Source organism: Pseudomonas sp. Z4-20 (assembly GCF_051131955.1).
Lineage (GTDB): Bacteria > Pseudomonadota > Gammaproteobacteria > Pseudomonadales > Pseudomonadaceae > Aquipseudomonas > Aquipseudomonas marvdashtae.
On record NZ_CP071641.1, the window covers coordinates 2,064,615 to 2,086,659 of the forward strand.

Annotated in this window: 23 protein-coding genes; 7 read left to right on the forward strand and 16 right to left on the reverse strand. The window is 58.7% G+C overall.

Translation table 11 applies throughout. From position 1 onward, the window contains the following. Window positions 1-6: 6 nt before the first annotated feature. The 4 genes from J3P82_RS09600 to J3P82_RS09615 form a co-directional block, all read right to left on the reverse strand. Window positions 7-834, reverse strand: a complete 828-nt coding sequence (locus J3P82_RS09600) for an EamA family transporter (protein WP_434562561.1) — start codon at window positions 832-834, stop codon at window positions 7-9. A 75-nt stretch (window positions 835-909) separates the two neighbouring features. Further along, a complete protein-coding gene (gene gcvA / locus J3P82_RS09605) occupies window positions 910-1,815 on the reverse strand; it encodes a transcriptional regulator GcvA (RefSeq protein ID WP_434562563.1) in 906 nt (301 codons plus the stop codon). Window positions 1,816-1,886: 71 nt separating this feature from the next. Beyond that, complete coding sequence (locus J3P82_RS09610; protein ID WP_434562565.1) at window positions 1,887-2,495, reverse strand: LysE family translocator; 609 nt, start codon at window positions 2,493-2,495, stop codon at window positions 1,887-1,889. A 189-nt stretch (window positions 2,496-2,684) separates the two neighbouring features. Then, window positions 2,685-3,473 carry an SDR family NAD(P)-dependent oxidoreductase gene (locus J3P82_RS09615; RefSeq protein WP_434562567.1) on the reverse strand — a complete coding sequence of 263 codons (789 nt, stop codon included), beginning with the start codon at window positions 3,471-3,473 and terminating at the stop codon, window positions 2,685-2,687. A 146-nt stretch (window positions 3,474-3,619) separates the two neighbouring features. Here J3P82_RS09615 and J3P82_RS09620 point away from each other — a divergent pair, with 146 nt between their 5' ends. After that, the gene (locus tag J3P82_RS09620) at window positions 3,620-4,204 is read left to right on the forward strand and encodes a TetR/AcrR family transcriptional regulator (protein WP_434562569.1); all 585 of its coding nucleotides are present in this window, start codon (window positions 3,620-3,622) and stop codon (window positions 4,202-4,204) included. Between the two features lie 222 nt (window positions 4,205-4,426). Here the strand turns inward: J3P82_RS09620 and J3P82_RS09625 are convergent, their stop codons facing one another. The 5 genes from J3P82_RS09625 to J3P82_RS09645 form a co-directional block, all read right to left on the reverse strand. Then, window positions 4,427-4,690 (reverse strand): hypothetical protein, encoded by a 264-nt coding sequence (locus tag J3P82_RS09625; protein ID WP_434562571.1) that lies wholly within the window; start codon window positions 4,688-4,690, stop codon window positions 4,427-4,429. Between the two features lie 81 nt (window positions 4,691-4,771). Further along, on the reverse strand, window positions 4,772-5,908 hold the full coding sequence (locus tag J3P82_RS09630; RefSeq protein ID WP_434562573.1) for an FAD-binding oxidoreductase: 1,137 nt from the start codon (window positions 5,906-5,908) through the stop codon (window positions 4,772-4,774). A gap of 9 nt (window positions 5,909-5,917) precedes the next feature. Further along, a complete protein-coding gene (locus J3P82_RS09635; protein ID WP_434562575.1) occupies window positions 5,918-7,174 on the reverse strand; it encodes an aromatic ring-hydroxylating oxygenase subunit alpha in 1,257 nt (418 codons plus the stop codon). 139 nt (window positions 7,175-7,313) lie between these two features. Further along, on the reverse strand, window positions 7,314-8,252 hold the full coding sequence (locus J3P82_RS09640; protein WP_434562577.1) for a LysR substrate-binding domain-containing protein: 939 nt from the start codon (window positions 8,250-8,252) through the stop codon (window positions 7,314-7,316). A gap of 29 nt (window positions 8,253-8,281) precedes the next feature. Continuing rightward, window positions 8,282-8,413, reverse strand: coding sequence for a hypothetical protein (locus tag J3P82_RS09645; RefSeq protein ID WP_434562579.1), 132 nt, complete (start codon window positions 8,411-8,413; stop codon window positions 8,282-8,284). Between the two features lie 203 nt (window positions 8,414-8,616). Between J3P82_RS09645 and J3P82_RS09650 the strand changes: the two genes are divergently transcribed. Both J3P82_RS09650 and J3P82_RS09655 read left to right on the forward strand, forming a co-directional pair. Beyond that, window positions 8,617-9,324 carry a TetR/AcrR family transcriptional regulator gene (locus tag J3P82_RS09650; RefSeq protein WP_434562581.1) on the forward strand — a complete coding sequence of 236 codons (708 nt, stop codon included), beginning with the start codon at window positions 8,617-8,619 and terminating at the stop codon, window positions 9,322-9,324. Beyond that, entirely contained in the window at window positions 9,314-10,093 is a 780-nt protein-coding gene (locus J3P82_RS09655; protein ID WP_434562583.1) for a pyrroline-5-carboxylate reductase family protein, read from the forward strand. Before J3P82_RS09650 ends, J3P82_RS09655 begins: the two co-directional genes overlap by 11 nt. A gap of 71 nt (window positions 10,094-10,164) precedes the next feature. Here the strand turns inward: J3P82_RS09655 and J3P82_RS09660 are convergent, their stop codons facing one another. Next, window positions 10,165-12,201, reverse strand: coding sequence for an FAD-dependent oxidoreductase (locus tag J3P82_RS09660; RefSeq protein ID WP_434562585.1), 2,037 nt, complete (start codon window positions 12,199-12,201; stop codon window positions 10,165-10,167). Here J3P82_RS09660 and J3P82_RS09665 point away from each other — a divergent pair. The 4 genes from J3P82_RS09665 to J3P82_RS09680 all read left to right on the forward strand — a co-directional run bounded on the left by J3P82_RS09665 (window position 12,200) and on the right by J3P82_RS09680 (window position 14,364). Further along, window positions 12,200-12,481, forward strand: a complete 282-nt coding sequence (locus tag J3P82_RS09665) for a hypothetical protein (RefSeq protein WP_434562587.1) — start codon at window positions 12,200-12,202, stop codon at window positions 12,479-12,481. The genes J3P82_RS09660 and J3P82_RS09665 overlap by 2 nt on opposite strands. A gap of 230 nt (window positions 12,482-12,711) precedes the next feature. Next, window positions 12,712-13,611: a glycine betaine ABC transporter substrate-binding protein gene (locus J3P82_RS09670; protein ID WP_434562589.1), complete on the forward strand. Its 900-nt coding sequence runs from the start codon at window positions 12,712-12,714 to the stop codon at window positions 13,609-13,611. Between the two features lie 85 nt (window positions 13,612-13,696). Continuing rightward, window positions 13,697-14,041, forward strand: a complete 345-nt coding sequence (locus J3P82_RS09675) for an Ldh family oxidoreductase (protein ID WP_434562591.1) — start codon at window positions 13,697-13,699, stop codon at window positions 14,039-14,041. Next, window positions 13,990-14,364, forward strand: a complete 375-nt coding sequence (locus J3P82_RS09680; protein ID WP_434562593.1) for an Ldh family oxidoreductase — start codon at window positions 13,990-13,992, stop codon at window positions 14,362-14,364. The genes J3P82_RS09675 and J3P82_RS09680 overlap by 52 nt, the downstream gene beginning before the upstream one ends. A gap of 151 nt (window positions 14,365-14,515) precedes the next feature. Here J3P82_RS09680 and J3P82_RS09685 read toward each other — a convergent pair whose 3' ends face one another. The 6 genes from J3P82_RS09685 to proX all read right to left on the reverse strand — a co-directional run bounded on the left by J3P82_RS09685 (window position 14,516) and on the right by proX (window position 22,019). Further along, window positions 14,516-15,469: a GlxA family transcriptional regulator gene (locus J3P82_RS09685; RefSeq protein WP_434562595.1), complete on the reverse strand. Its 954-nt coding sequence runs from the start codon at window positions 15,467-15,469 to the stop codon at window positions 14,516-14,518. After that, entirely contained in the window at window positions 15,466-16,827 is a 1,362-nt protein-coding gene (dddP, locus tag J3P82_RS09690; protein WP_434562597.1) for a dimethylsulfonioproprionate lyase DddP, read from the reverse strand. Before dddP ends, J3P82_RS09685 begins: the two co-directional genes overlap by 4 nt. A 99-nt stretch (window positions 16,828-16,926) precedes the next feature. After that, entirely contained in the window at window positions 16,927-18,417 is a 1,491-nt protein-coding gene (locus tag J3P82_RS09695) for an aldehyde dehydrogenase (protein ID WP_434562599.1), read from the reverse strand. A 1-nt stretch (window position 18,418) separates the two neighbouring features. Further along, entirely contained in the window at window positions 18,419-19,321 is a 903-nt protein-coding gene (locus J3P82_RS09700; RefSeq protein ID WP_434562601.1) for a dihydrodipicolinate synthase family protein, read from the reverse strand. A 142-nt stretch (window positions 19,322-19,463) separates the two neighbouring features. Then, complete coding sequence (locus tag J3P82_RS09705) at window positions 19,464-20,783, reverse strand: NAD(P)/FAD-dependent oxidoreductase (RefSeq protein ID WP_434563764.1); 1,320 nt, start codon at window positions 20,781-20,783, stop codon at window positions 19,464-19,466. A 207-nt stretch (window positions 20,784-20,990) separates the two neighbouring features. Beyond that, complete coding sequence (gene proX / locus J3P82_RS09710; protein WP_434562603.1) at window positions 20,991-22,019, reverse strand: glycine betaine/L-proline ABC transporter substrate-binding protein ProX; 1,029 nt, start codon at window positions 22,017-22,019, stop codon at window positions 20,991-20,993. Between the last annotated feature and the right edge of the window lie 26 nt (window positions 22,020-22,045).

Consider the following 22,045-nt stretch of genomic DNA (forward strand, 5'->3'; position numbering starts at 1 on the left):
GCTATATTAGCCGATGATGAGGATCCCGCTAACGATCACGGCGCACGCCAGGAGGCGGCGGGTGGTGAGTGTCTCGCCGAGGAACAGGTAGCCGATCAATGCTGCGAACAGCACGCTGGTTTCGCGCAATGCCGAAACCGCGCCCAAGGGCGCTGCGTTCATGGCGTAGATGACGATTCCATAGGCCAGCAAAGAGACCAGCCCGCCGGCCAGGGCGGTCAACATGCCGGGCCGGACGGAGAATAAACTGCGAGCGTCGCGCAGACCGATGTACACCACAGGCATCATCACGCCCCACAACGCGCACATCCATACGGTGTAGGCGAGCGGCGCGCCGGAAAGCCTGGCGCCAATACCGTCGGTGACGCTGTAGGCGGCGATGAAGCAGCCAGTCCCCAGCGCATAGGGAAGGCTGGGAACCGACAGTTTGCGGCCCCTGAAAGCCAGCGAGATGATCCCGCCTGACACCAGCGCAATACCGAATAACGTAGCGGGGGCGATGGTTTCTCCGGCGAAGACGGCGGCGCCCAGAGTGATCAACACCGGCGACGATCCACGGGATATCGGATAGACCTGCCCCAAGTCGCCGACCCGGTAGCTGCGCACCAGAAACAGGTTGTAGCCGACGTGCAGCAGCGCCGAAAGCAGCGCATAGCCCCAACTGGCAGGCGCCGGTGGCGGCATGAACGCCGCGGCGATGACACTGGCGATGGCGACAGCGATGCACATCATCGTCATCGACCATAGGCGATCGGCGCCACCGCGCAGGAGTGCATTCCAGCTGGCATGCAGGAGCGCGGCGAAAAGAACCAGAAGAACGATGTGGATAGGCATGCGCCGATGTTAAGCAAACCAACGCCGGGCCTACAGCGAAGTCTCCTCATCGCTTCATGAGGAAACGTTCATGCCTCACTCATAGGAACGTTGGACTTTCAGCGCCTCACTCATCAACCACTGGCGAAAACTCACGATGTGTGGCTGCGATTCGATGCCTTTTGGACAGACGAAATAGTAGGCAAGCGGTGAGGAGAATGGCACATCGAACAGCCGCACCAGACGGCCATCGCTGATTTCGGTTTGAACATGCCCGCTGCGCACCAAGGCAACGCCCTGGCCGAGCAAGGCTGCTTCGACCGTCATGTTGGTATCGCCAAACCTGACGCTTTCCTTGAGTGGCAAAAATTCCAGCCCGACCTTTTCGAACCAAGCCTCCCATTTCGGCACGAGCTCGGCGCCGTCTCGGGTCAGCAGCGGGTAATGCAACAATTCGGCGGGGCTGCGCGGTGTCCCGAAGCGCTGCAGCAGATCGGGGCTCGCCACCGGGAACACCTGCTCGCCGAACAGGTATTCCGAATAGAGCCCGGGGTAACTGCCCTTGCCGAGCCGGATCGCGACGTCGGCCTGGGCGTTGGAGAAATGAATGATTTTGTCCGTGGTGTCCAGCGAAACCAACAGCTCGGGATGCTGGCGGGAAAGATTCGGCAAACGCGGCAGCAGCCATTTCAGGGCGAAGGAATAGGTGGTGCTGACTTCGAGCCGGACTCGGCCTTTTTGCTCGCGCAGATCGGCCAGGGACGCCTCAAGGCTCATGAAGAACTCCCGAACGATGGGCGCCAGCGTAGCACCCGCCGCCGTGAGGCTTAATGATTTGCCACGCTCGAACAACTGCAATCCCCAAAGCGCTTCCAGATGCTTGAGCTGGTGACTGACCGCGCTTTGGGTAACGTGCAGCTCATCGGCGGCAGCGGTAAAGGTCGCGTGCCGGGTGGCTGCTTCAAATGCACGCAATGTAGCGGTTGGCGGCAGATCTCTCATGTGTACGGTGTCCCGGCGCTGCGTCAGAAATGCGCATCATGAGCGCAGGCTCATGATAGTGCATCCTGTCTTCAGCTGTGGATGGGCAGGGACAATCCAAATAGCACAAAAAATCCTCCACAGACTTTATTGAAACGGCGACCGGTGCGAGCCAGCCAAGGTCTGACTCGGTGCGCTGCGCTGGCCACCAGATACTCAACGGCGAACTCGACGACGGCGTAGGTCAGCGCGATGGCGATCGTCTGTACGACAATGTTTCTGTGCGGATCCAGGAATGGCGGGATGAATGCGGTGAACAGCAGCAGGGCCTTGGGATTGGAAATGGCTGACACCAACCCTTGGCGGAACAGCGACGAAGGTCGCAAGCTGTCTGTGCCGGTTGCCTCAAGGCTGACCGGTGGAGATCGCCACAGCCCGAAGCCCAACCAAATCAAATAGAGACCGCCGACGATTTTCAACGCGGTGAACCAGGTGGCCGACGCCTGGATGAGTGCGCCCAATCCCAACGCGCAAAGCGAAAGCACCAACGCGAAGCCGAGTACGCCGCCGGTGATGGTGAACAGCGTTTTGCGGCTTCCGTGAATCGCTCCATGGGTCAGCGCCAATAACGCGTTGGGACCTGGGACTACCGCTATGCCGCAGCAGGTAACCAAGTAAAGCAACCAAGTCTCAAATGGCATGATCCGATCCTGATGTGTTGATCCTGACGCGCATCCTGCGGGTGAACTGTTGTCATGGAAAGCGCATTATTCACGTTGTGCATGCTTCTATCATCAGGGCGTTGAGGCTTCAGGCCTAGTAGCGTTGAGGCGGTAGCAGGATCGAAGATCAGCTGGGGAGCCGTTGATTCGGCCCCCGCGACGCAACTGTCAGCCCTGGACCCGATACCGCTCGGCCACCGTCGACTGCTTGATTTGCGCCAACAACCCTTGCCGCGCAGCCTGTAAGGCGTCCCATTGAGCGCCGTCCTGCAGGGGCGGAATGGTCACTGGTTCGCGGCGATCGAATCCGACCAATGCGGCATCGACCAGGTCGCCGACTTCCATGATTTCGCTGAGGCCGTTGATGTCGATGCCCGCGCGGTCCCAGATTTCGGTGCGGGTGGCGGCGGGTAGAACGGCTTGTACGTAAACGCCCTTGGGCGAAAGCTCCAGGCTGAGCCCTTGGGAGAGAAACAGCACGAATGCCTTGGTCGCACCGTAGACCGTCATGCCGAACTCCGGCGCCAGGCCGACCACTGAGCCAATGTTGACGATCGCGCCGTCGCCGGCGTGCGCCAAGCGGGGGGCGATGGCGCTGGCCAGTCGAACCAATGCGGTGGTGTTGAGCGAAACGAGGTGCGCGACGCTGTCGGTGGTCTGTTCGATGAAACTGCCGGATTGGGCGGCTCCGGCGTTGTTGATCAGAATCCCGATGCTGGCGTCGTCACGCAGGCGCGCCTCGACGGTGTGCAGATCGCCAGTTTGGGTCAGGTCGGCCTGGAGCACATCGACGCTGACGCTGTGTTCGCTGCGCAGCTCGGCCGCCAAGGCTTGCAGTCGCGCGTTGTCGCGGGCAACCAGCACCAGGTTGTGCCCGCGTTGCGCAAAGCGCTTGGCATAGACAGCACCGATACCGGTGGAAGCGCCGGTGATGAGAACGGTTGTGGGAGTGGTCATGAGGTGAGTCTCTTCAAGGATTCGAGGACAGCGTTGCGTTGGTGATCTTAGGATGATGATCAGAATCTAAACTGTCAATGAATATGATTACGACCGGCATCTATGTATGATGCAGGCATGATTCGAACGGCTACGAGGTAATAAACATGAGAGTGACCAAGGCCCAGGCCCAGGCAAACCGGGAGCACATCGTCGAGACGGCTTCGGTGTTGTTTCGTGAGCGAGGCTTTGACGGCATAGGCGTGGCGGATTTGATGGCTGCCGCCGGCTTCACCCATGGCGGTTTCTACAAACATTTCGGTTCGAAAAGCGACCTGATGGCTGAAGCGGCCGCGAACAGTCTTTCGCGATCGCTGGCAGGCGCTGGCGAGATGGACGTGGCTGAGTTCTTCCAGATGTATGTTTCCAAGGAGCACCGTGATGCGCGGGGCAATGGTTGCACCCTGGCGGCGCTGTGCGGCGATGCGGCGCGTCAATCCGACGGGTTGAAGGCCACGTTCGCCAGCGGCATGGAAAGCACCCTGGCGTCACTTGCAGAAAAACACGACGCCGGGCCGCAAGCGCCTGACGGAGTAGAGCGGGCGGCCATGATCAGTCTGTTCGCACAGGCCGTCGGCGCGCTGATGTTGTCGCGGGCCTGCCCGGACGACGCTCCGCTGGCAAATGAAATACTCGAGGTCTGCCGTGCCCGGATCCTGGCGTCCTTGCCAATGTCAGAGGACAAGCGGTAGGGCCATCGCCTACCGCACTTCAATCAGAAGATGAACTTGAACAGGGCGATGACCACGATCAGGCCGATCAGGAAGATGATCCCAACGGTACCACCAAGAAACTTCAACATAAGAACACTCTCATCAGATGGGCTTAATTTTCTAGACCCCTGGCGAGCGTGCTCGGTTCGGTAAATTTTCTGGCGTCAATCGCTACGAAGAGGTGAGAGGGGAAGGCGCCGTTCAGTGAAGCGCCAGGGACCTCGGAACAGAGACATGTTCGAATTTTGCAATGGTCTTGATCCAATAACGCCGGTATTCGGTCTTGTCCGGCGCCAGCGGTTTATAGCTTGACCAGGGATGCTCCGCCTTCAAGCGGGCCCGATAAGCCTCCCATTCTTTTTGCTCGGCCACTTCCCTGGCTTTGTTTCTGTCATCGAACCAACCCAGGACATAGGGCTCGCCCTGATCCGAGCCGTTCGCTATCAGCAGATAAATTTCAGTCATTACGATCCCCATCGTCATCCAGCAACCCAGGTCACTGGGGTCTTGTCATGGGTATCGGCCGTCGGTTCTGGTTTTTGAGGATTAAAGATCAAGGACCAGGTCGGAAGTGGGCTTGCTGCAGCACAGCAAACGCAGGCCTTTGTCGATTTCCCGTTGCCTGATGCCGCCGTTGTGGTTCATGTCTACCGTGCCCTGGAGCAGGGTGGTCTTGCAGGTGCCACAAACGCCCTGGCTGCAGGAGGAGGGCACGATCGCACCGGCTTTCTTGGCGGCAGACAGCACGGTCTGATTGGCCGGCATGCTGAACGTCTTGCCTGAGCGCGACAGGGTCACGGTGAAGACATCTTGCTGGTTGAACGAAGGAGCCTGCTCGATCAACGGTTCGTCATTCAGCACGGCAATGTCAAAGCTTTCCTGATGGTAATGGGCGAAATCGAACGCCGCTTCCTTGAGCAGCGTCTTGACCGCTTCCATGTAGCCCTGGGGACCGCAGGTAAAGATTTCCCGTTCCTTGTAGTCCGGCACGTGTTGGCTCAACAACGACAAGTCGAGCCGGCCTATCGGTTGTTGCCATTGAGTGGTGTCGCCGAGCCCTTCGCAAACACTGATGACCCGCACCCCCGGCATGGCAGCCTGCATGCGCGTCAACTCTGCATGGAAGATGATGTCGGTGGGCGTGCGGGCGCTGTGTACAAACACGATGTCGAGGTTGCCGGCCATGTCGCAGGCAGCCCGGGTCATCGACATCAGGGGCGTTACGCCGGAACCGGCGGACAGGTACAACAACTTGGTCGCCGGATGACCGACCGGCGTAAAGCTACCCGCCGGGCCGGAGGCCTTCAGGCGGTCGCCGGGCTTGAGGTGGTCATGCAGCCAGTTCGACACCGTGCCCCCCGGCACGCGCTTGACGGTAATGGAAAACGCAAACGGCCGGGTCGGGGAGGACGACAGGGTGTAGCAGCGGGCAATGGTCTGCCCACCAATGGTCGGCGAGAGGGTGATGAATTGACCGGGCTCGAAGCTCAGCGCGCTGAAGTCCGCACAGCGAAAAATGAAGGTCTTTACGTCATGGGTTTCCGGGCGTACGGCGCAGCATTGCAGGGTTTTCTGTTCACCGCTGTGCCATTGCGCGCCGAACGTGCCCCAGGTGGCCGGGTCGGTGAAACGCTGGACTACGCTGGCGCTTGCGGGGCGTGTCGGGTTTTCGTAGGTCGTCATGTTCATTCCTCACACGCCATGGGCGGCCAGACGCGCCGCGTACCAGCGGGAGAACTGGTCGACATAGGTTTCGGTAAAGGCCGAGAGCGGCCCGGGCGTGTAGGCCGGATCCTGGGTGCCGCTGTGGGTGATGCCGACGAGGTTGGCGTCTTGCTGGTTGGTCGCGACCCAGACTTCGGTCAGCTTATCCAACTGGTAATCGACGCCTTCGACGGCATCGGCATGGACCAGCCATTTGGTGCGCACCAGGGTCTTATCGGGTGCCAGCGGGATGATGTAAGAAACCACGGCGTGGTCGCTCATGACGTGGGCCCATGAGTTGTGCGTCCAAAGATGCACGTCGCCCAAGTCGCGGCGCGTGAGGTCGCCAAACAGTCGGGTGCACGCCACGCGGGTGTCCAGGGTCTGGGATTCGCCGTCGCCGGCAATGGCCAGTCGCTGCGAGCGGAACTGGGTCACGACGTCTTCGCCCAGGTGTTCGACGGCCTCGCAGATATAACCTTCGCGCTCCCAGTTGGCCTTGGTCTCGGCGTTGCGGCGGTGATACTCCGCCAGCGCCTGGAGTGAATCCTCGCCCAGCCCGTCGGTGCAGAAACCGAAATCTTCGGGCAGGAAAGAGGCGGTCAATTCCGGGTGGGTGGCGGCGCAGTGATAACACTCGCGGTTATTCTCGATCACCAGTTTCCAATTGCCGTTCTCGATGATTTCCGATTCGTAGGCGATCTTGGAGTGGGCAATGTCATATTGGGCGAAACGCGGTGTCATGACCTGGTCAAGGTACAAGATGTCTTCTGGCGGTTCGTCGCCCAGGCAGACGAAGACATGGATGCCGATCACCCGAGTGTGCACCGGAATCAGGCTTTTGCATTTAGGGTCGAACGCCTGGCCCATGTGTGCCGCATGTTTCAGGCTGCCGTCCAGGTCGTAGGTCCACTGGTGATAAGGGCAGACCAGCATGCCCACCGTCGACTTGCCGGCCGGTTTCAAGCGAGCGCCGCGGTGCCGGCAGACATTGCGAAACGCCTGCACATGCTCGTCATCGTCGCGCACCAGGAGGATGGATGACTTGCCAATGTCGATGGTCGAGACATCACCGGGTTCGGGGACGTCGCTGGTGACCCCCACCAGAATCCAATGCTGGGTAAAAAAGATATCGACGTCGGTTTCAAAAACATCCTGGCGACCAAACAAACCGCCCGGCATGCCATGGCCGGGCGTGCGGTCGGTCAGGAGTTCACGATGGGTCTTCACGGTATTAATTGTCATTATGGGTCTCGCTCAAACGCAAAGTTGATCAGGCGGCGAGTACAGTTTGGAAAGGTGGGATAAGGCCGTCAATGCGCTTTATTTTCACGCTCGCATAACTTTGCGTTATGCGTAAAGCAGGCCTTAAAAAGCTATTTAATCAAGGGTTTAGGTAACTGTCGTCGCGCAGCCAATCGATCAGCGCCTGGGTGATGGGCTCCAGTTTTCGACCGCTCGGAATAACCAGGTAATAAGCGTCTTTTGGCTTGACCACGTAAGGCGTAATTCTGATCAGCTCACCACTGTTGAGTCGATGCGCGATCAGTCGACTCCATCCCAGTGCAATGCCGTGGCCTTGGATGGCCGCCTCGATCGCATCGTTATAGGAACTGCAGCGAAATGAATAGGTGAGCTTGGGACGCCCATCGCCGAGTTCCCGGCACCAACGGTTCCAGGTCATCCAGCCTTCCAGGGTGGAATCGGAGTCAATCAGCGCCGTGTCCAAAAAATCGGTGACGGACGAGGGGGCCGCGTTGGCGGCCAGCCAGGCTGGCGCGCAAACGGGAAACACTTCTTCATCGAACAGGAAAAGCGAACTGCCATCCTCCCATTTCCCATTGCCGAAACGGATGGCCAGGTCGACGTCATCCCGGTATGAACTGGGGGAGACCTGTTGGGTCAGCAAGCGCAACTTCAACTTCGGTTGCAGGGTGCGCAGTGCAATCAACCGGGGGAGTATTCTCGAGTGGGAAAACGCTTGCGTGCAGGCGATGGTGATCTCTTGCTCACCAATGCCCTCGGCAATTTTGTCGAAGACACTGGCCATGCGATGAATGGACTCGGCGACGACCAGGTGCAGCACATAGCCTTCGTGGGTCAGCTTGATCGACCGATGAAGCCGATGGAACAGCTTGGTCCCCAGGGTATCTTCCAATAACCGGATCTGTTTGCTGACGGCCGCCTGCGTCACGCCCAGCTCTTGGGCGGCCAGGGTGAAACTGGCCAGCCGCGCCACGGCTTCGAATTCCAGCAACGCCGTCATCGACGGTATCAACCGCCGATAGCCCTTGACCTTTTTATCGATATCGCTGGGTTGCATAGGTGTGTTCCAACGCCGTGCCGGGTGACTCACGCCACCGAAGATTCTCGTGCGGGCTCATCGGGCACGGGGTGCGACAGGTTGTGCCCCAGCAGTGCCCGATACAGGTCATCGTCGCGCAAGATGCCCAGGACGGTACCGGCTTCATCCCGCACGATCAAGGGATGGCCCGTTTCGTAGCGAATCTGCAGGGCGGCGCGCGATGATCTCGCACACCAGAGTGGCGAACGTCACCTGGGCCAGGGTTTCCATGGTTTCCTGCCAGTAGTGCTCAATACCGTCAAGTCAATAGAATGTACTCATGTGTACATTAAGGGATCATCAGGGTACATTTCTATTACGTATTTGAAGAAGGAGGCGCACGATGCCGCAGGTAGGGAAGGCCCGTAGTAAGGCCCAGGACGCAGGCTGGCGGGGCTCGCCGGAGGGCTGGCTGGAAGCGGCCTACGAAGCTCTGAAGGAGTCGGGCATCGATGCTGTCCGGGTCATGCCGCTGGCCAAGCGCCTGGGCTTGTCACGCACCAGCTTCTACTGGTTCTTCGAAGACCGCGAGCAACTGCTGGCTGCGTTGCTATCGCGTTGGCGGGAGACCAATACGGGAGGCTTGGTCCGGCAAAGTGAAAGCTATGCCGAAAGCATCTCCGAGGCGATCCTGAATGTGTTCGAGTGCTGGCTTAACCCTCAGCTGTTCGACTCGCAGTTCGAGTTTGCCGTGCGCAGTTGGGCGCTTCAGTCCGCTGAAGTGGCTCAAGAGGTCGCGGCGGTAGATGAGCAGCGAATGAACGCCCTGGCAAGCATGTTCAAGCGCTTTGGCTATGACAGCCAAGGCGCTGACACCCGGGCCCGAACGATCTATCTGACGCAGATTGGCTACATCACCATGAACACGACTGAGCTGATCACCGTGCGCTTCCAGCGCATTCCTCATTACGTGAGCATCTTCACCGGTAAAATCCCCAAGCAGCGCGAACTGGATCGTTTCTACGGGAAGTTCGGCTATGCCGAAAAAGAGCCGGGGGTTTTCGTTCCCTTGACCGACACGTTCGACGAGGGCACCGCCGATGATCAATGAAACCCTGGGGATCATTGGCGGAACCGGTTGGTTGGGCGGCGCGATTGCCAAGGCAGTGTTGGCGAAGGCACTGCTGCCGGCAGGCAACCTGGTCATTTCCAACCGTTCGGGCAGTCACCCATTGGCACAACAAGGCGCCTGCCTGGTCACGGATAACCAGGACTTGGTCGATCGCAGCGACGTTATCATCATTGCGGTTCGCCCCGAGCATTTCACCCGTCTGAATATCAACGCGACTGGCAAGACCGTTATCTCCCTGATGGCCGGGATCAAGGCACAAGTGATCGTCGCGCAGACCTCCCCTGCGGCGGTCGTGCGGGCGATGCCCAACGCGGCGGTGGAAATCGGCCAGTCCTTCACGCCTTGGTATTGTGCTGGAGAGGTAGAGGCGACAACGAGAAGCTTTGTGCAGCGCGTGTTCGAATGCGTGGGTACGGCAGCTGAGGTTCAGGAAGAGGACTTCATTGATTACTTGTCCGCACTCTCGGGCACCGGTCCGGCCTTTCCGGCCTTGCTGATGACTGTGTTGGCCAATCAGGCGATGGCAGCCGGCATCCCTGGCGACATCGCGCAGCTTGCCGCGAAAAATGTCGTGGTCAACAGCAGTCAATTGCTGGCGAGCCGCGACGCCCAGCAAATGATCGATGCTTTGGTCGCCTACCGTGGTGTAACGGCCGCCGCTTTGCAGACGATGACCGAAGGGCATTTTGAGGAGCAGGTCGCAAGGGCGTTGCAGGCAGGTGCCAGCGTGGCTCGCAAGGGGCTCTAAGCCTGATAGAACGAAGCCCTTCACCAGCGCATAAAAAAATGCCCCTGATCCCTGGGATCAAGGGCACCACTTCAAATGTCTTTCACCAGCCGCAAGGCATCGTAGATCGCCGCATGGGTATTGCGCGCCGACACCGCGTCGCCGATCCGGAACAACTGGAAACGGCCTTCGGGGTTGGTCACGATATTTTGGGTTTTCCCGGCAATCAGATCCTGTTGTTCGACCGCACCGTTGTTGTTCGAATGCGGGCGCAATTCGAAATACAGGTCATCCAGGGGCAGGGTGCCGTGGTTGACCACCACCTGATCGACCACCCGCTGCTTGTGCACCTGGCCGTAGTCGCTGCCGAAGTTGACCACCAGGCGACCGTCGCGTTTTTCCACGGAGTCAACCCGATAGGTGACTGTGAAGGTGACGTCCAGGTCTTGCAGGCTGCGCATGTAAGGCACCAGGTTCATTGCCATCACCTCCGGCGCGAACGAGCGGTCCGGCGTGACGATCTCCAGTTTTGCGCCGCTGTTGGCGATCACTTCGGCCGCCTGTAGCGCTGCGTGGTCGCCCGCGTCGTCGAAAATCAGCACGTTCTTGCCGGGCTTGATGTCGCCGGAAATGATGTCCCAAGTCGACACCACCAGTTCATTGCCGTGCTTGAGCACCTCGGTGTGCGGCAAGCCGCCGGTGGCGACGATCACCACGTCCGGCTCTGCGGCCATGACCGTCTCGGCCTCGGCCCAAGTGTTGAATTGAAACTTCACGCCCAACCGCTCGCATTGCGCCATGCGCCAGTCGATGATGCTGATCATCTCGCGCCGCCGCTCGCTCTGCGCGGTCAAGCGGATCTGTCCACCCGGATGATCCGCGACTTCGAACACCGTGACCTCGTGGCCACGTTCGCCGGCCACCCGTGCCGCCTCCAGGCCCGCCGGGCCGGTGCCGATCACCACCACCTTGCGCTTGACCGCCGCCTTGGGGATTTCGTGGGGCATGGTTGTTTCGCGCCCGGTGGCGGCGTTGTGGATGCAATACGCGGCGCCGCCCTGGTAGATGCGGTCCAAGCAGTAATTGGCGCCCACGCATGGGCGGATTTCCTCTTCACGCTTTTCGATGATCTTGCGCACGATGTGCGGGTCGGTCATGTGTGCGCGGGTCATGCCGATCATGTCGACCTTGCCGGAGGCGATGGCGTGCCGCGCCGTGGCAACGTCCGGGATCTTGGCCGCATGGAATGTCGGGAAGCCCGTAGCGGAGCGAATCTCACCGGCGAAATCCAGGTGCGGCGAGTTGCGCATGCCTTGGATCGGAATCACGTCGGTGAGGCCGGCGTCGGTATCGATGTGCCCACGAACGACGTTGAGGAAGTCCACCAGGCCGCTGTCCTTGAGCATGTGGGAAATCTGCAGGCCGTCGCTGGCGCCAAAGCCGCCGGGCAGGTCTTCGTCACCGGTGTAGCGCACCCCGAGCAGGAAATCCTCACCGCAGCGCTGGCGGATACCGCGCAACACCTCGAAGGTGAAGCGCATGCGGTTTTCCAGAGAACCACCGTAAGGGCCATCGAGATCGTTGGTCAGTGGCGACCAGAACTGATCCATGAGGTGCCCGTACGCCTGCAGTTCCAAGCCATCGAGGCCGGCGGCCTTCATGCGTTCGGCGGCGTCCACATAATCCTTGATGATCCGGTCGATGTCCCACTCTTCCATTTTTTTCGGAAAGGCCCGGTGGGACGCTTCGCGGCGATGGGACGGTGACACGACCGGGAGCCAGTCAGCCTTGTCCCAGCGGGTGCGCCTGCCCAGGTGGGTCAGTTGGATCATCACCGCCGCGCCGTGTTCGTGGCATTCGTCGGTCAGGTCCTTCATCCATTTGACCACTTCGTCCTTGTACGCCAGCACGTTGTTGAACACCGGCGGGCTGTCACGGGAAACAGCGGCGGAGCCCGCCGTCATGGTCAGCGCCACGCCGGCCTTGGCGCGTTCGACGTGATAAGCGCGGTACAAATCCTTCGGCATGCCGTCGACAGGATAAGCGGGCTCATGGGAGGTGGTCATGATCCGGTTCTTGAGGGTCAGGTGCTTGATCTTATAGGGCTGCAGCAGAGGATCACTGGACATGGTGTTGCTCCGGGAACAGAACATCAGGCTTGGTTTTGACACAACGGTAGGTCGAATGTTCACGTGTGTCAACGATTGGGACACACATGTACATTTTTCTTGCCTGACGGAAAAACCAGGATTACCATCCAGTCGAAACAGGGATGTTCCAGATCGTCCAACCGGTCACCCCATCGTCACGATCAACCAGGACGCTGAAGCGCCGATTGCGCAACTGGCGGATTACATGCTGGTGGCGGACCTGTTCGAAGCACTGCCGGCGCTCGAAAAAGCATTTTGAATTCAAGACGTTAAACGACGAACCCGTGGCGAGGTAGCAAGCTCCCTCGCCACGGGTTTATCGACAACCTTGAAAGATTCAACCCGCCAACGGGCGAAGGAGGGTAGGCCACACTCGATAGCCGTGATTTTCATAATTAGAACTTACCCATGGCCGTGCGCGGCCGCGATGGGAAATGAATGCTTCTGCTGCCCTGCCAATAACTATTAATACAGTCTGCGGAGATGCACATGATGACGTTATCCAATAAAACTTTTATCGGCTGGTTTGCCGGCCTTGCATTGGCCTGCGGCAGTCTGATCGCCCACGCCGAGGAACCCACGCCCATTCGTATCGGTTGGGTGAATTGGTCGGATACGGAAATCGCTGTAAAGCTGGCCGATACCGCATTGCGCGACCACTTGAAGCAACCGGTCAAATTGGTGCTCGCCGATATTGGCATTCAGTTCCAGGCCTTGGCCAACGGCAATATCGACCTGATCCCGATGGTTTGGCTGCCGAGCACTCACAAGTCGTTCTACGACAAATACAAAGACAAGCTCGAAGACCTCGGTGTGCTGTATGAAGGTCGGATCGGCATGGCGGTGCCAACGTCCATTCCCACCAGCGAGCTGGCCAGTGTCGAAGACCTGAACAAGCCTGAAGTGCGGGAAAAGCTCGGCGGCAAGATCCTGACGTCGGAAGTGGGCAACGGCCAATACAAACTCACTGAGAAGGCCATCAAGGAGTACAAGCTCGATGGCTACAAGATGGTCGCGTCTTCAGAGTCCGGCATGCTCAGTGAGTTGGATCGCAACAACAAGCGGGACAAGTGGTCGTTGGTCAACGCCTGGAGTCCTCATTGGATGTTCGCCAAGTGGCCACTGCGTTACCTGGATGACCCGAAGCAGGTGTTTGGCGGCGCCGAGCAGATTCACGCGATTGCCCGCAAAGGCTTTAGCGCCGAGCATCCCGATGTCGCGCGGTTCTTTGCCAACTTCAAGATTCCCAAGGCCGACCTTGAGAAGTTGATGTCGTCCGCCCGTGACAGTTCGGCAGACAAGGTCGTTGCCGAGTACTACGCCGCCAACAAGCCCCGCTTCGAAGCGATGTTCGGCAGCCAGACCGCTGCCGTGACACCGGCCCAGTAATGGCCGCTATCCGATAGTTGTGTTGCCATCCGATGCCCTTGGTGAAGGGCATCGAATGCATCGAACGAATATTCAGGCGATACCCTTGAAGACCACGACTTATCGTCGCTTTACCCTGGATGAAGCGGTCGACTGGGTGAAGCACCTCTGCGAAGCGAAGGGCTGCTCACCCGCGGTTGCCGACTCACTGGCCCACGCCACCGTGGCTGCGCAAGCGCGCGGTAACCAGGCCGTGGGGTTTCGGCATCTCGCCGATTACTTACCGGGTTTTTCATCCGGACGCATTAATCCACGTGCCGAGCCATGCATCTCCCGGGCCGGCGCGATTATCTTCAAGTCTGATGCCCAAGGCGGAATTGCCCAGCTGGGTGTCGATCGGTGTTTCGATTCGCTGTGCGATGCCGCGCACGCCAATGGCATGGCCGCCTGAGCCAATGCAACAGTTTCACCAGCGGCGAGCTGGGCGACTACACGCTGCGGTTTGCCCAGGCCGGGCTGATTGCCTTGGCAGTCGCAAACGGACCGGCGCTGGTGGCCGTTCCTGGCGCCAAGGGCAAGACCTACTCGACCAATCCGCTCTCATTTGCCGCGCCCTCGGCCGATGGCATCCCCCTGTTGTTCGACCAGGCCTGCAGCGCCGCGGCATTCGTGAACATCGCCCACGCCGCCTCGACGGGCAGCGATATTCCCACGCAATGGCCAACGCACAGAATGATGGGATCGATGTTCCCGTTGATTTGCTGGAACAGTTGAGCCGTCTGTAGGCCAGTTCGATACGTTGCTTGGGAAATGGGATCGAAAATGGTGATGAACAGCACTGAAGTTCCAGCGTCGGGTGGAAATCGGTAGCCTTCGTGCAACAGGCGAGATTACGCCGTGAAGCCTGGCGCCTCATTGGCCGACGCTATATTTCGTAACGACTTTCCTTTGATGGCGGAAAACCGAAAAGCGTGCTGTAGCACTTGCTGAAGTGAGGGGTGGAGACGAAACCGCAGGCAATGGCGACATCCGTGACGGTCAGCCTGGAGTTCTGTAGCAGGCGCCGTGCCTCGGTCAGCCGAAGCTCCAGATAGTAGCGTTGGGGAGACATATTGATCTGCTTGCGAAACAGGCGCTGGATCTGGCGCTTGGAAAGCTGAACGCATTGAGCGAGCAAGTCCAGGCTTAAAGGTTCTTCAAGGTTGCATTCCATCAACGCAATGACTTCTCGCAGACAGGCACTGACTTTGCGATCCAGGACCTTGGCCGAGGTACGAAACCGAGACTCATGGTCCAACAGGTCAAACACCGCGTCCGCGACTTTCGGGTCGAGGGCCGCGTAAAGCCACTTCATCATGATCTGAAAGGCACCGGCTGGGTTTGATGCCGTGAATCGGTCCCTGTCGAACACCACCGTATCCAGCGTTACCGTGGTCTTGGGCGAACACTCCGACAAGGCCATTCGTTGCTCGGCATGAATAGCGCATCGGTAACCATCCAGCAGTCCGGCCTTGCCCAAGTACCAGGCGCCGTTCCATAACCCGCCGAGCGCAATGGGCAGGTTCGCCAGTTTGGTCAGCAGCGTTACCAGCCCGCCGGGAAGTACCCTCGGCGTGCGTAGCCCGCCGCAGACAATCATCAAGTCCAGCGCCGCGATCCTGATATCGGTCAACGGTGTGTCTGGCCTGATGGGGATTGCCAGGTCGCTGATCACTTCAGAGTCGTTGCGACTGAAGGTATGGATTCTTATCGACCCGGGCTGAATGAGGTTGGCGGTCACCAGCACGTCCAGGCAATGAGTGAAACAGGTCAGGGAAAAGTTATCGAGCAACAGGAATCCCACGCTCGATGTTTTCTGGGGCTCGATCATCGGGTTCATGACGTGTGCTTCGTATCCCGCAGGAAACTCTCATCGAAAGGGTAGTGGGTGAGTAATTCATAACCGGTCTGGGTCACCAGCAATTGGTTCTCCAGCTTGATGCCATCCCGTCCGCCCACCTCACCGACATACGCCTCGACGCACAGGGCCATGCCCGGCTGCAGTTCGCCCTCGTATCCGTAGGATTCCAAGTCCTCTGGGTAGCGAATGCTCGGGTATTCGTCACACAGGCCGACGCCGTGATAAAGCACGCCATAGCGTTGGGCCCGGCACGGTTCGGGCAACCGGTGCGCCTTGGCGGTCAGCTCGGTGAAGCGTACGCCCGGCTTGATCAACTCGGTGTTATGGGCGATATGGTCATGGGCGATCCGGTACAGGCGCTTCTGTTCGGCCGTGGGCTCCAGTCCCCCACAGATCCAGCTGCGAGACATGTCCACGCACATGCCGTAGGTGCCGATCAGATCCGTATCGAAGGACAGCAGGTCGCCGTCGCTCAATACCCGTGGGCCGGACTCCTGGAACCAGGGGTTGGTGCGAGGACCGGAACTGAGGATGCGCGTCTCGATCCATTCGCCACCGCGACGGATATTGCCGGAATGCAGCGCGGCCCAGACATCGTTTTCGGTCGCGCCGGCGCGCATTGCCTGGTGCATTTCGGCCACTGACGCTTCGCATGAAGCCACCGCACAGCGCATCGCCTTGATTTCATCCGGGCCCTTGATCATGCGCGCGAATTCGGTGACTTCCTGGCCGCTGCAAAGCTCGATCGCCAGGGCATCCAAGGCGCGCACGCCGGCGACTTCGACTCGATCGACCGCAAGCCGGCGGTTGGCTCCGGCGTGTTGGCGCAGCAATTCGTCGAGTTGCGCGGCGAAATGCCTGGCATGCCGATCCGTGTGCTCACCGGTCTCGAAAAAGAAAAACGATGCGCCACTGCGCAACTCCGTCACCAGTGGCAGATGGGCGCTAAGGTGATCGCAACCATGGAAGTCCCACAGGACGACATGCCCGCTGGCGGCGACAAAGCATGCCCGTGCGGGGTTATGTGTCGTCCACAGTTGCATGTTGGTGGTATCGGTCGCGTAGCGGATATTCAGCGGATCGAATAACAGGATGCCACCCAGGTCACGGGCGACCAGTTGATCGACTATCCGTTGTAATCGGTACTTGCGCAGGGTGGGTAACTGGGGCGGCTCCAGGCCCAAGCTCTCCCACTCGGCAAAAGCCAGCGCAGTAGGGCCGATTTCGACACGGTCGTTGTCATTGACGGAGCCGTCTTTTTTTAATGCAGTTGCACGCTGCCTGGCGGGGTCGATGCGCCGAGCATTGGCTGGAACTGAAAAAGGTGAAGTGGTCATGAAGGGATCCATACGCTTTAACACCTAATCCGATCACCGCTTGCGTGGAGCGGTGACCGGTGTGCTGAACGCTGTCAGTACAGCCCGTGCTCGATCAGGTTACGAAGCATCGATCCAAATGGTTTTAAGCTCGGTGTACTGATCGTGTGCCCAGACGGATTTGTCGCGACCACCAAAGCCAGACTCCTTGTAACCACCGAACGGCGTGGAGGCGTCGCCTTCACCGAAACAGTTGACCGTGACCACGCCCGCACGAATCTCCCGCGACAGACGCAAGGCGTTACGCAGGCTGCCGGTATAGGCGGATGCCGCCAGGCCGTAGACCGTGTCGTTGGCAAGTTCGATGGCTTCGTCGATCGTGCTGAAGCTGGTGACGCTCAATACCGGCCCGAAGATCTCCTCGATAAACAGGCGACTGTCACGTTCGACCCCATCAATGATCGTCGGCTGCACGAACACGCCGGACTCGGTCTCGCCACCTTGCATCACGTTGAGTTTCTGCTCGGCTGCATATTCCAGATAAGAACGCACTTTATCGAAATGCGTTTTGCTGATCATGGCGCCGAGGCGATTTTCCGGATCCAGTGGGTCACCCATTTTCCAATCGCGCAGGTGCTTGCTGATCAGTTGCAGCAGTTCATCCTTGACGTCTTCATGAACAATCAGCCGCGAGGAGGCCGAGCAGTTTTCGCCCATGTTCCAGAACGCGCCGGCCGTCACATACTGGGCAACCTGATCGAGGTCTTCGCAGTCATTCATCACCACGGCGGGGTTTTTCCCCCCCAGTTCAAGCACCACGCGCTTGAGGTTCGACTCGGACGCGTACTTGAGGAACAACCGGCCCGTGTCGGTAGAACCGGTGAAGCTGACCATCGCCACATCCATGTGGCGACCGATTGCCTCGCCAGCCTCCCGGCCGCCGCCAGGGGTAATGTTGAATACGCCTGGCGGAATACCGGCCTGGTGGGCCAGCTCGGCAACACGTAGCGCGGTCAGGGTGGTTTCCTTGGCCGGCTTGACCACGATGGAACAGCCAGCGGCCAGGGACGGACCAATCTTCCAGGCCAGCATCAACAAGGGGAAGTTCCAAGGCAGGACCAGGCCGACGACACCGATCGCTTCGCGCACCACCATCGTTACGGCACCGTGGCCGGTCGGCGCGGTACTGTCGTACACCTTGTCGATCAATTCCGCATGCCAGCGCAGGGTATGAATAGTATCGGGCACATCGACGTTCTGGCATTCGCTGACCGGCTTGCCACTGTCCAGGCTTTCCAGCACGGCAAGCTCATCGGCGTTGTCTTCCAGCAATTGGGCGAAACGCAGGAGCACCTGCTTGCGTGCGCCGGGCGACAGCTTATGCCAGCGACCATCCTCGAACGCCTGCTTGGCGGCAGCCACGGCAACGTCAACGTCACGGGTATCGCAAGCCGCTATCTCTGCAAGCTGTTCACCCGTGGCCGGGTTCGTCGTGATGAAGGTTTTTCCAGAGAGGGCATCGCGGAACTCGCCGTTGATGAACGCCTGGGTAGGAAATTTCAACTGGGCGGCGATGGCCGCGTACTGTTCTTTGCTCAGTAAATCAGCCATTTCAGACACCTCCAGTGATCTGCGCGATGTTGCGCTTGAGCTCGGTGACGACGCCTTGCAGCGCCTGCTTTTCCTCAAGATCCAGGCCGTGCAGCGGGGCGCGCAGGCCGCCGGTGCTCAAGCCGTTCAGTTCACACCCGTACTTGATGGACTGGACAAATTTTCCGCCTTCCAGGAAGTCCATCAGCGGCATCATCGCCGCCATGATGCGGCGGCCTTTGTCGAAGTCTTTCTCGACCACGCAGGCCTCGTACAACGCGACGTGCTCGCGGGGAATGAAGTTGGAACCGGCGCACACCCAACTGCGGGCGCCCCAGGCGAAGAATTCCAGGGCTTGATCGTCCCAGCCGCAAGACAGCGCGATGTGCGGGTACTTGCAGGCCAAACGGTGCATCTGCGCCATGTCACCGGAGCTTTCCTTGATGGCGACGATGTTTTTTACATCGCGCACCTCATCAAAGAATTCCACGCCCATGCTTACGCTCATGCGGCCTGGATAGTTGTAAAGCATGATGGGGAGATTGGCGGCGCGGTCCACTGCCTTGACATGCAGGGCGATCTCTTTTTGCGTTGGCAGTGCATAGGGCGGTGAGCCCACCAGCAGCGCATCGGCCTTGATGGCCTTCGCCGCTTCGGCGTAGGCGACCGAGTCTTCAGTGCGGATGGCGCCGGTCCCCACGATCAGCGGCAGACGACCGCGCAGCACGTCCTTGGCCTGGGCGGCCAGGTCGAAACGCTCTTGGGCGGTGTGAGCATAATATTCGCCGGTTGAACCGCCGATAATGATGCCGTGGACCTTGGAGTCCACCAGATACTCCAGGACTTCGGCGAAGGCGGTCTTATCGATACTGCCGTCAGAGGTCAGAGGCGTAACGGCCGGTGTGTAAATGCCTTCAAATTTCATTAATCTCGCTCCAGTTAGTGTCACTGCCTATCAAGCGGCGCTAGATCGATAGCGTCAGCGCAGCCCATTTTTTAAACTAAGGGAGGCCGCCTGCTGAAGATCGAACAAGTGGACTCAACTTCTTCAAGTTTGGCGGGCCGGATCAACTTTCTTTACCCGCTCGGTACTGTCCCCAGCGCAAACTTATATTGACGCCCGCGGAAACCAGCGGTGCGGGTGGGTTAGGGCAGGGGCCGGGTGATTTCAAGACGAAATCAATGAGCTCGGATTGTTCTCCAGCCAGCCAATCAGCCAAGAGTTTGCCGGTTGCCGTCCCGCGGGTAACGCCTAATCCGTTGCAACACAGTGCCCCATAGACGTGGGGTGAAAGTTCGCCGAAATAACCCATATGGTTACGTGAAAGAGCCAGTGCGCCACCCCAGGTATATTCGAAGTTCATTTCAGGCAGCATGGGAAAGCGTCGTTCGAAAGAGGCCTGATGCCTGGCGACAAAGCGTTTCAAATATTTTGAGTCGCTGCGGCCATCCGGGTTAAAGCTGAAACTGTTACGGATCAAAAGACGGTTATCCGGTGTGCGACGTACCGTGGTACCGAATGGATCCGCAGGAATGATGCCCCAATAAGGCCGGCCGCCAAGGCGAGCTTGCTCTTGCTCGGTCATGGGACGGGTCAGGCTGGCATAGGTGAACACCGGTAGCATTCGCCCTTTCAGAAAGCCGAAACTCATGCCAAAGGCATTATTGGTCAGGATCAGTTTGTCGGCGGTGATTGAGCCCCCGGCGTGCTTGAGCACCGTCTTGGTGCCGTACTCGACATGGGTGATCGCGGTGTTTTCATACAGCGTCACGTTGCTGGGGAGGCTGTCGGCCAGCCCTTTGACCAGCGCCGAGGGCTGAAGCAAAGAAGTCCCTGGGGTAAATAAGGCTTTGCGGTAGAAATGCGTGCCGATATGTTCGGGTAGTTCGCCAGCCTCGATCATCTGGTAGGGCTGATCGAGCTTATCGAGTCCGCGACGGTAAGCCTCCAGGACAGCGATGCCTCGTGGTTCAACGGCCGCCTGATATTTACCGCAATGCTTCATCTGGCAGTCGATGTTGTGGCGTTCAACCAGCTCTTTTAGATAACTCAAGCCACTGAGATTAAGTTTCAGCGTTGTTTTGGCCGTGGCGATATCGCCAATGTAATCTTCAGCGGCGATGTCATGTGGCAGGTCGATAGCGAACCCGGCATTACGACCGGAAGTTCCAAAGCCCACTTCCTGAGCGTCGATCAACACGATCTGATCGTCGGGGAAGTGAGTGGCGAGTTGACGGGCGGCGGCAAGCCCCGTGAAGCCGGCACCGACAATGACCCAACGGGCGCTGCTATGGCCTTGATGGGCGGGCCTGATTGGGCGCCCTTTGCTCAAGTGATACCACCCGCAAGATTGATCATCGGCAGGTAACGAAGAGACTTTTAACATTTCAAGATCCTGTTCATTCAACCGATCCGACGCCAGTCATGCAAAAAAAGGGTGCGCGATAATTTCACGTGAGCTGAGTAACCAACGGACGTAAGTGTCAAGACTTTGCAGTTTCAATTAACGGTGTTGTGAGGCGACGTGCTGCGACGAACGCAATGTCATTAAAGGACGGGGCAGTCAGCGACGTGCCCCACCTCGATAGGCTTATTATTTGCTCGCTTGTGTCGCCGCTGCGCGAGCTGATTGCAACCATGCGTCAAACTGCTGCCGATGGGCGGCCACCCAGTCCTTGGCATGACGACGGATATCAGCCGGCTTTTTCTCGCCCTGTTGCATTTTCAAGTTCTGGGCACTTTCGTCGGCGGTGGTAATTTGCATCACCGAAAGGAATTTCAAGGCCGCCGGGTTTTTCTCGGCGAAGTCTTTGTTCAACACCGCCTCGACTTTATCTACCGCAAAGCCGAGATTCTTGCCGTTGTACATCGTGTTGACATCGTTCTTGCCCTCAGGCAAGTCGGTTTTCGGTACTTCCAGCCATACCACATCCTTGTCTTCGACCAACACAGTGGCGATCCACTGTGGAACCCAAGTGAAGTAAAGAATCGGCTGACCTTCCTTATAACGAGTGATGGTGTCGGCCATCAGTGCGAAATAAGAACCCTGGTTGACGTTTATCGATTTTTCGAGGCCGTAAGCCTTCATGTGATGAGCGATAACCAGCTCGCAGCCCCAGCCAGGATTGCATCCCGTCATGTCCGCTTTGCCGTCGCCGTTGGTGTCGAACAGTTTGGCGATTTCCGGTTTTTTCAGATCGGTGATGTATTTGATGCCATGGGCGTCAGCGGTCTTTTTGTCAATCAAATAACCTTGGAGTACGCCGGGCATGATGTCGCCCGCCTTGACCATGGCCTTATCGCCCCCGGCCTGCTGGTAGAACTTATCGTGCAATTTGTCCCACAAATGCACCGTAAAGTCCGCATCACCACTGCCAAGGGCCATCATCATGACGCCGTACTCGGTCTCCTTGGGTTCCTGCACCTTGTAACCCAGCTCTCGAAGACCTTCCATCGCCACTTCACCGCGGAATCGTTCCTCAGCGATAGAAGGGAATATAGGGGTAACCTTTACACCGTCGCCCGGTTGGTTCGCCGAGGCGTTCGCGCACAGGGACGTAGCCACAATGGCGAGTGCTGTAGCGCAATTGAGAACGCTGCGGGAAAGCTTGAATTCAGACATTTTCGCGTACCTTTTTTGGTTTTATC

Excerpts from the sequence above, each read along its gene's own strand:
- J3P82_RS09610 (WP_434562565.1), bottom strand. The coding sequence starts at position 2,495 with ATGCCATTTGAGACTTGGTTGCTTTACTTGGTTACCTGCTGCGGCATA.
- J3P82_RS09665 (WP_434562587.1), top strand. The coding sequence starts at position 12,200 with ATGGTGTTGCTCCGGGAACAGAACATCAGGCTTGGTTTTGACACAACG.
- J3P82_RS09640 (WP_434562577.1), bottom strand. The coding sequence starts at position 8,252 with ATGCAACCCAGCGATATCGATAAAAAGGTCAAGGGCTATCGGCGGTTG.
- J3P82_RS09620 (WP_434562569.1), top strand. The coding sequence starts at position 3,620 with ATGAGAGTGACCAAGGCCCAGGCCCAGGCAAACCGGGAGCACATCGTC.
- gcvA (WP_434562563.1), bottom strand. The coding sequence starts at position 1,815 with ATGAGAGATCTGCCGCCAACCGCTACATTGCGTGCATTTGAAGCAGCC.
- J3P82_RS09660 (WP_434562585.1), bottom strand. The coding sequence starts at position 12,201 with ATGTCCAGTGATCCTCTGCTGCAGCCCTATAAGATCAAGCACCTGACC.
- J3P82_RS09700 (WP_434562601.1), bottom strand. The coding sequence starts at position 19,321 with ATGAAATTTGAAGGCATTTACACACCGGCCGTTACGCCTCTGACCTCT.
- J3P82_RS09650 (WP_434562581.1), top strand. The coding sequence starts at position 8,617 with ATGCCGCAGGTAGGGAAGGCCCGTAGTAAGGCCCAGGACGCAGGCTGG.
- J3P82_RS09635 (WP_434562575.1), bottom strand. The coding sequence starts at position 7,174 with ATGACAATTAATACCGTGAAGACCCATCGTGAACTCCTGACCGACCGC.
- J3P82_RS09685 (WP_434562595.1), bottom strand. The coding sequence starts at position 15,469 with ATGAACCCGATGATCGAGCCCCAGAAAACATCGAGCGTGGGATTCCTG.
- J3P82_RS09670 (WP_434562589.1), top strand. The coding sequence starts at position 12,712 with ATGATGACGTTATCCAATAAAACTTTTATCGGCTGGTTTGCCGGCCTT.
- J3P82_RS09705 (WP_434563764.1), bottom strand. The coding sequence starts at position 20,783 with ATGTTAAAAGTCTCTTCGTTACCTGCCGATGATCAATCTTGCGGGTGG.
- dddP (WP_434562597.1), bottom strand. The coding sequence starts at position 16,827 with ATGACCACTTCACCTTTTTCAGTTCCAGCCAATGCTCGGCGCATCGAC.
- J3P82_RS09615 (WP_434562567.1), bottom strand. The coding sequence starts at position 3,473 with ATGACCACTCCCACAACCGTTCTCATCACCGGCGCTTCCACCGGTATC.
- J3P82_RS09630 (WP_434562573.1), bottom strand. The coding sequence starts at position 5,908 with ATGACGACCTACGAAAACCCGACACGCCCCGCAAGCGCCAGCGTAGTC.
- J3P82_RS09625 (WP_434562571.1), bottom strand. The coding sequence starts at position 4,690 with ATGACTGAAATTTATCTGCTGATAGCGAACGGCTCGGATCAGGGCGAG.
- J3P82_RS09655 (WP_434562583.1), top strand. The coding sequence starts at position 9,314 with ATGATCAATGAAACCCTGGGGATCATTGGCGGAACCGGTTGGTTGGGC.
- J3P82_RS09695 (WP_434562599.1), bottom strand. The coding sequence starts at position 18,417 with ATGGCTGATTTACTGAGCAAAGAACAGTACGCGGCCATCGCCGCCCAG.
- proX (WP_434562603.1), bottom strand. The coding sequence starts at position 22,019 with ATGTCTGAATTCAAGCTTTCCCGCAGCGTTCTCAATTGCGCTACAGCA.
- J3P82_RS09600 (WP_434562561.1), bottom strand. The coding sequence starts at position 834 with ATGCCTATCCACATCGTTCTTCTGGTTCTTTTCGCCGCGCTCCTGCAT.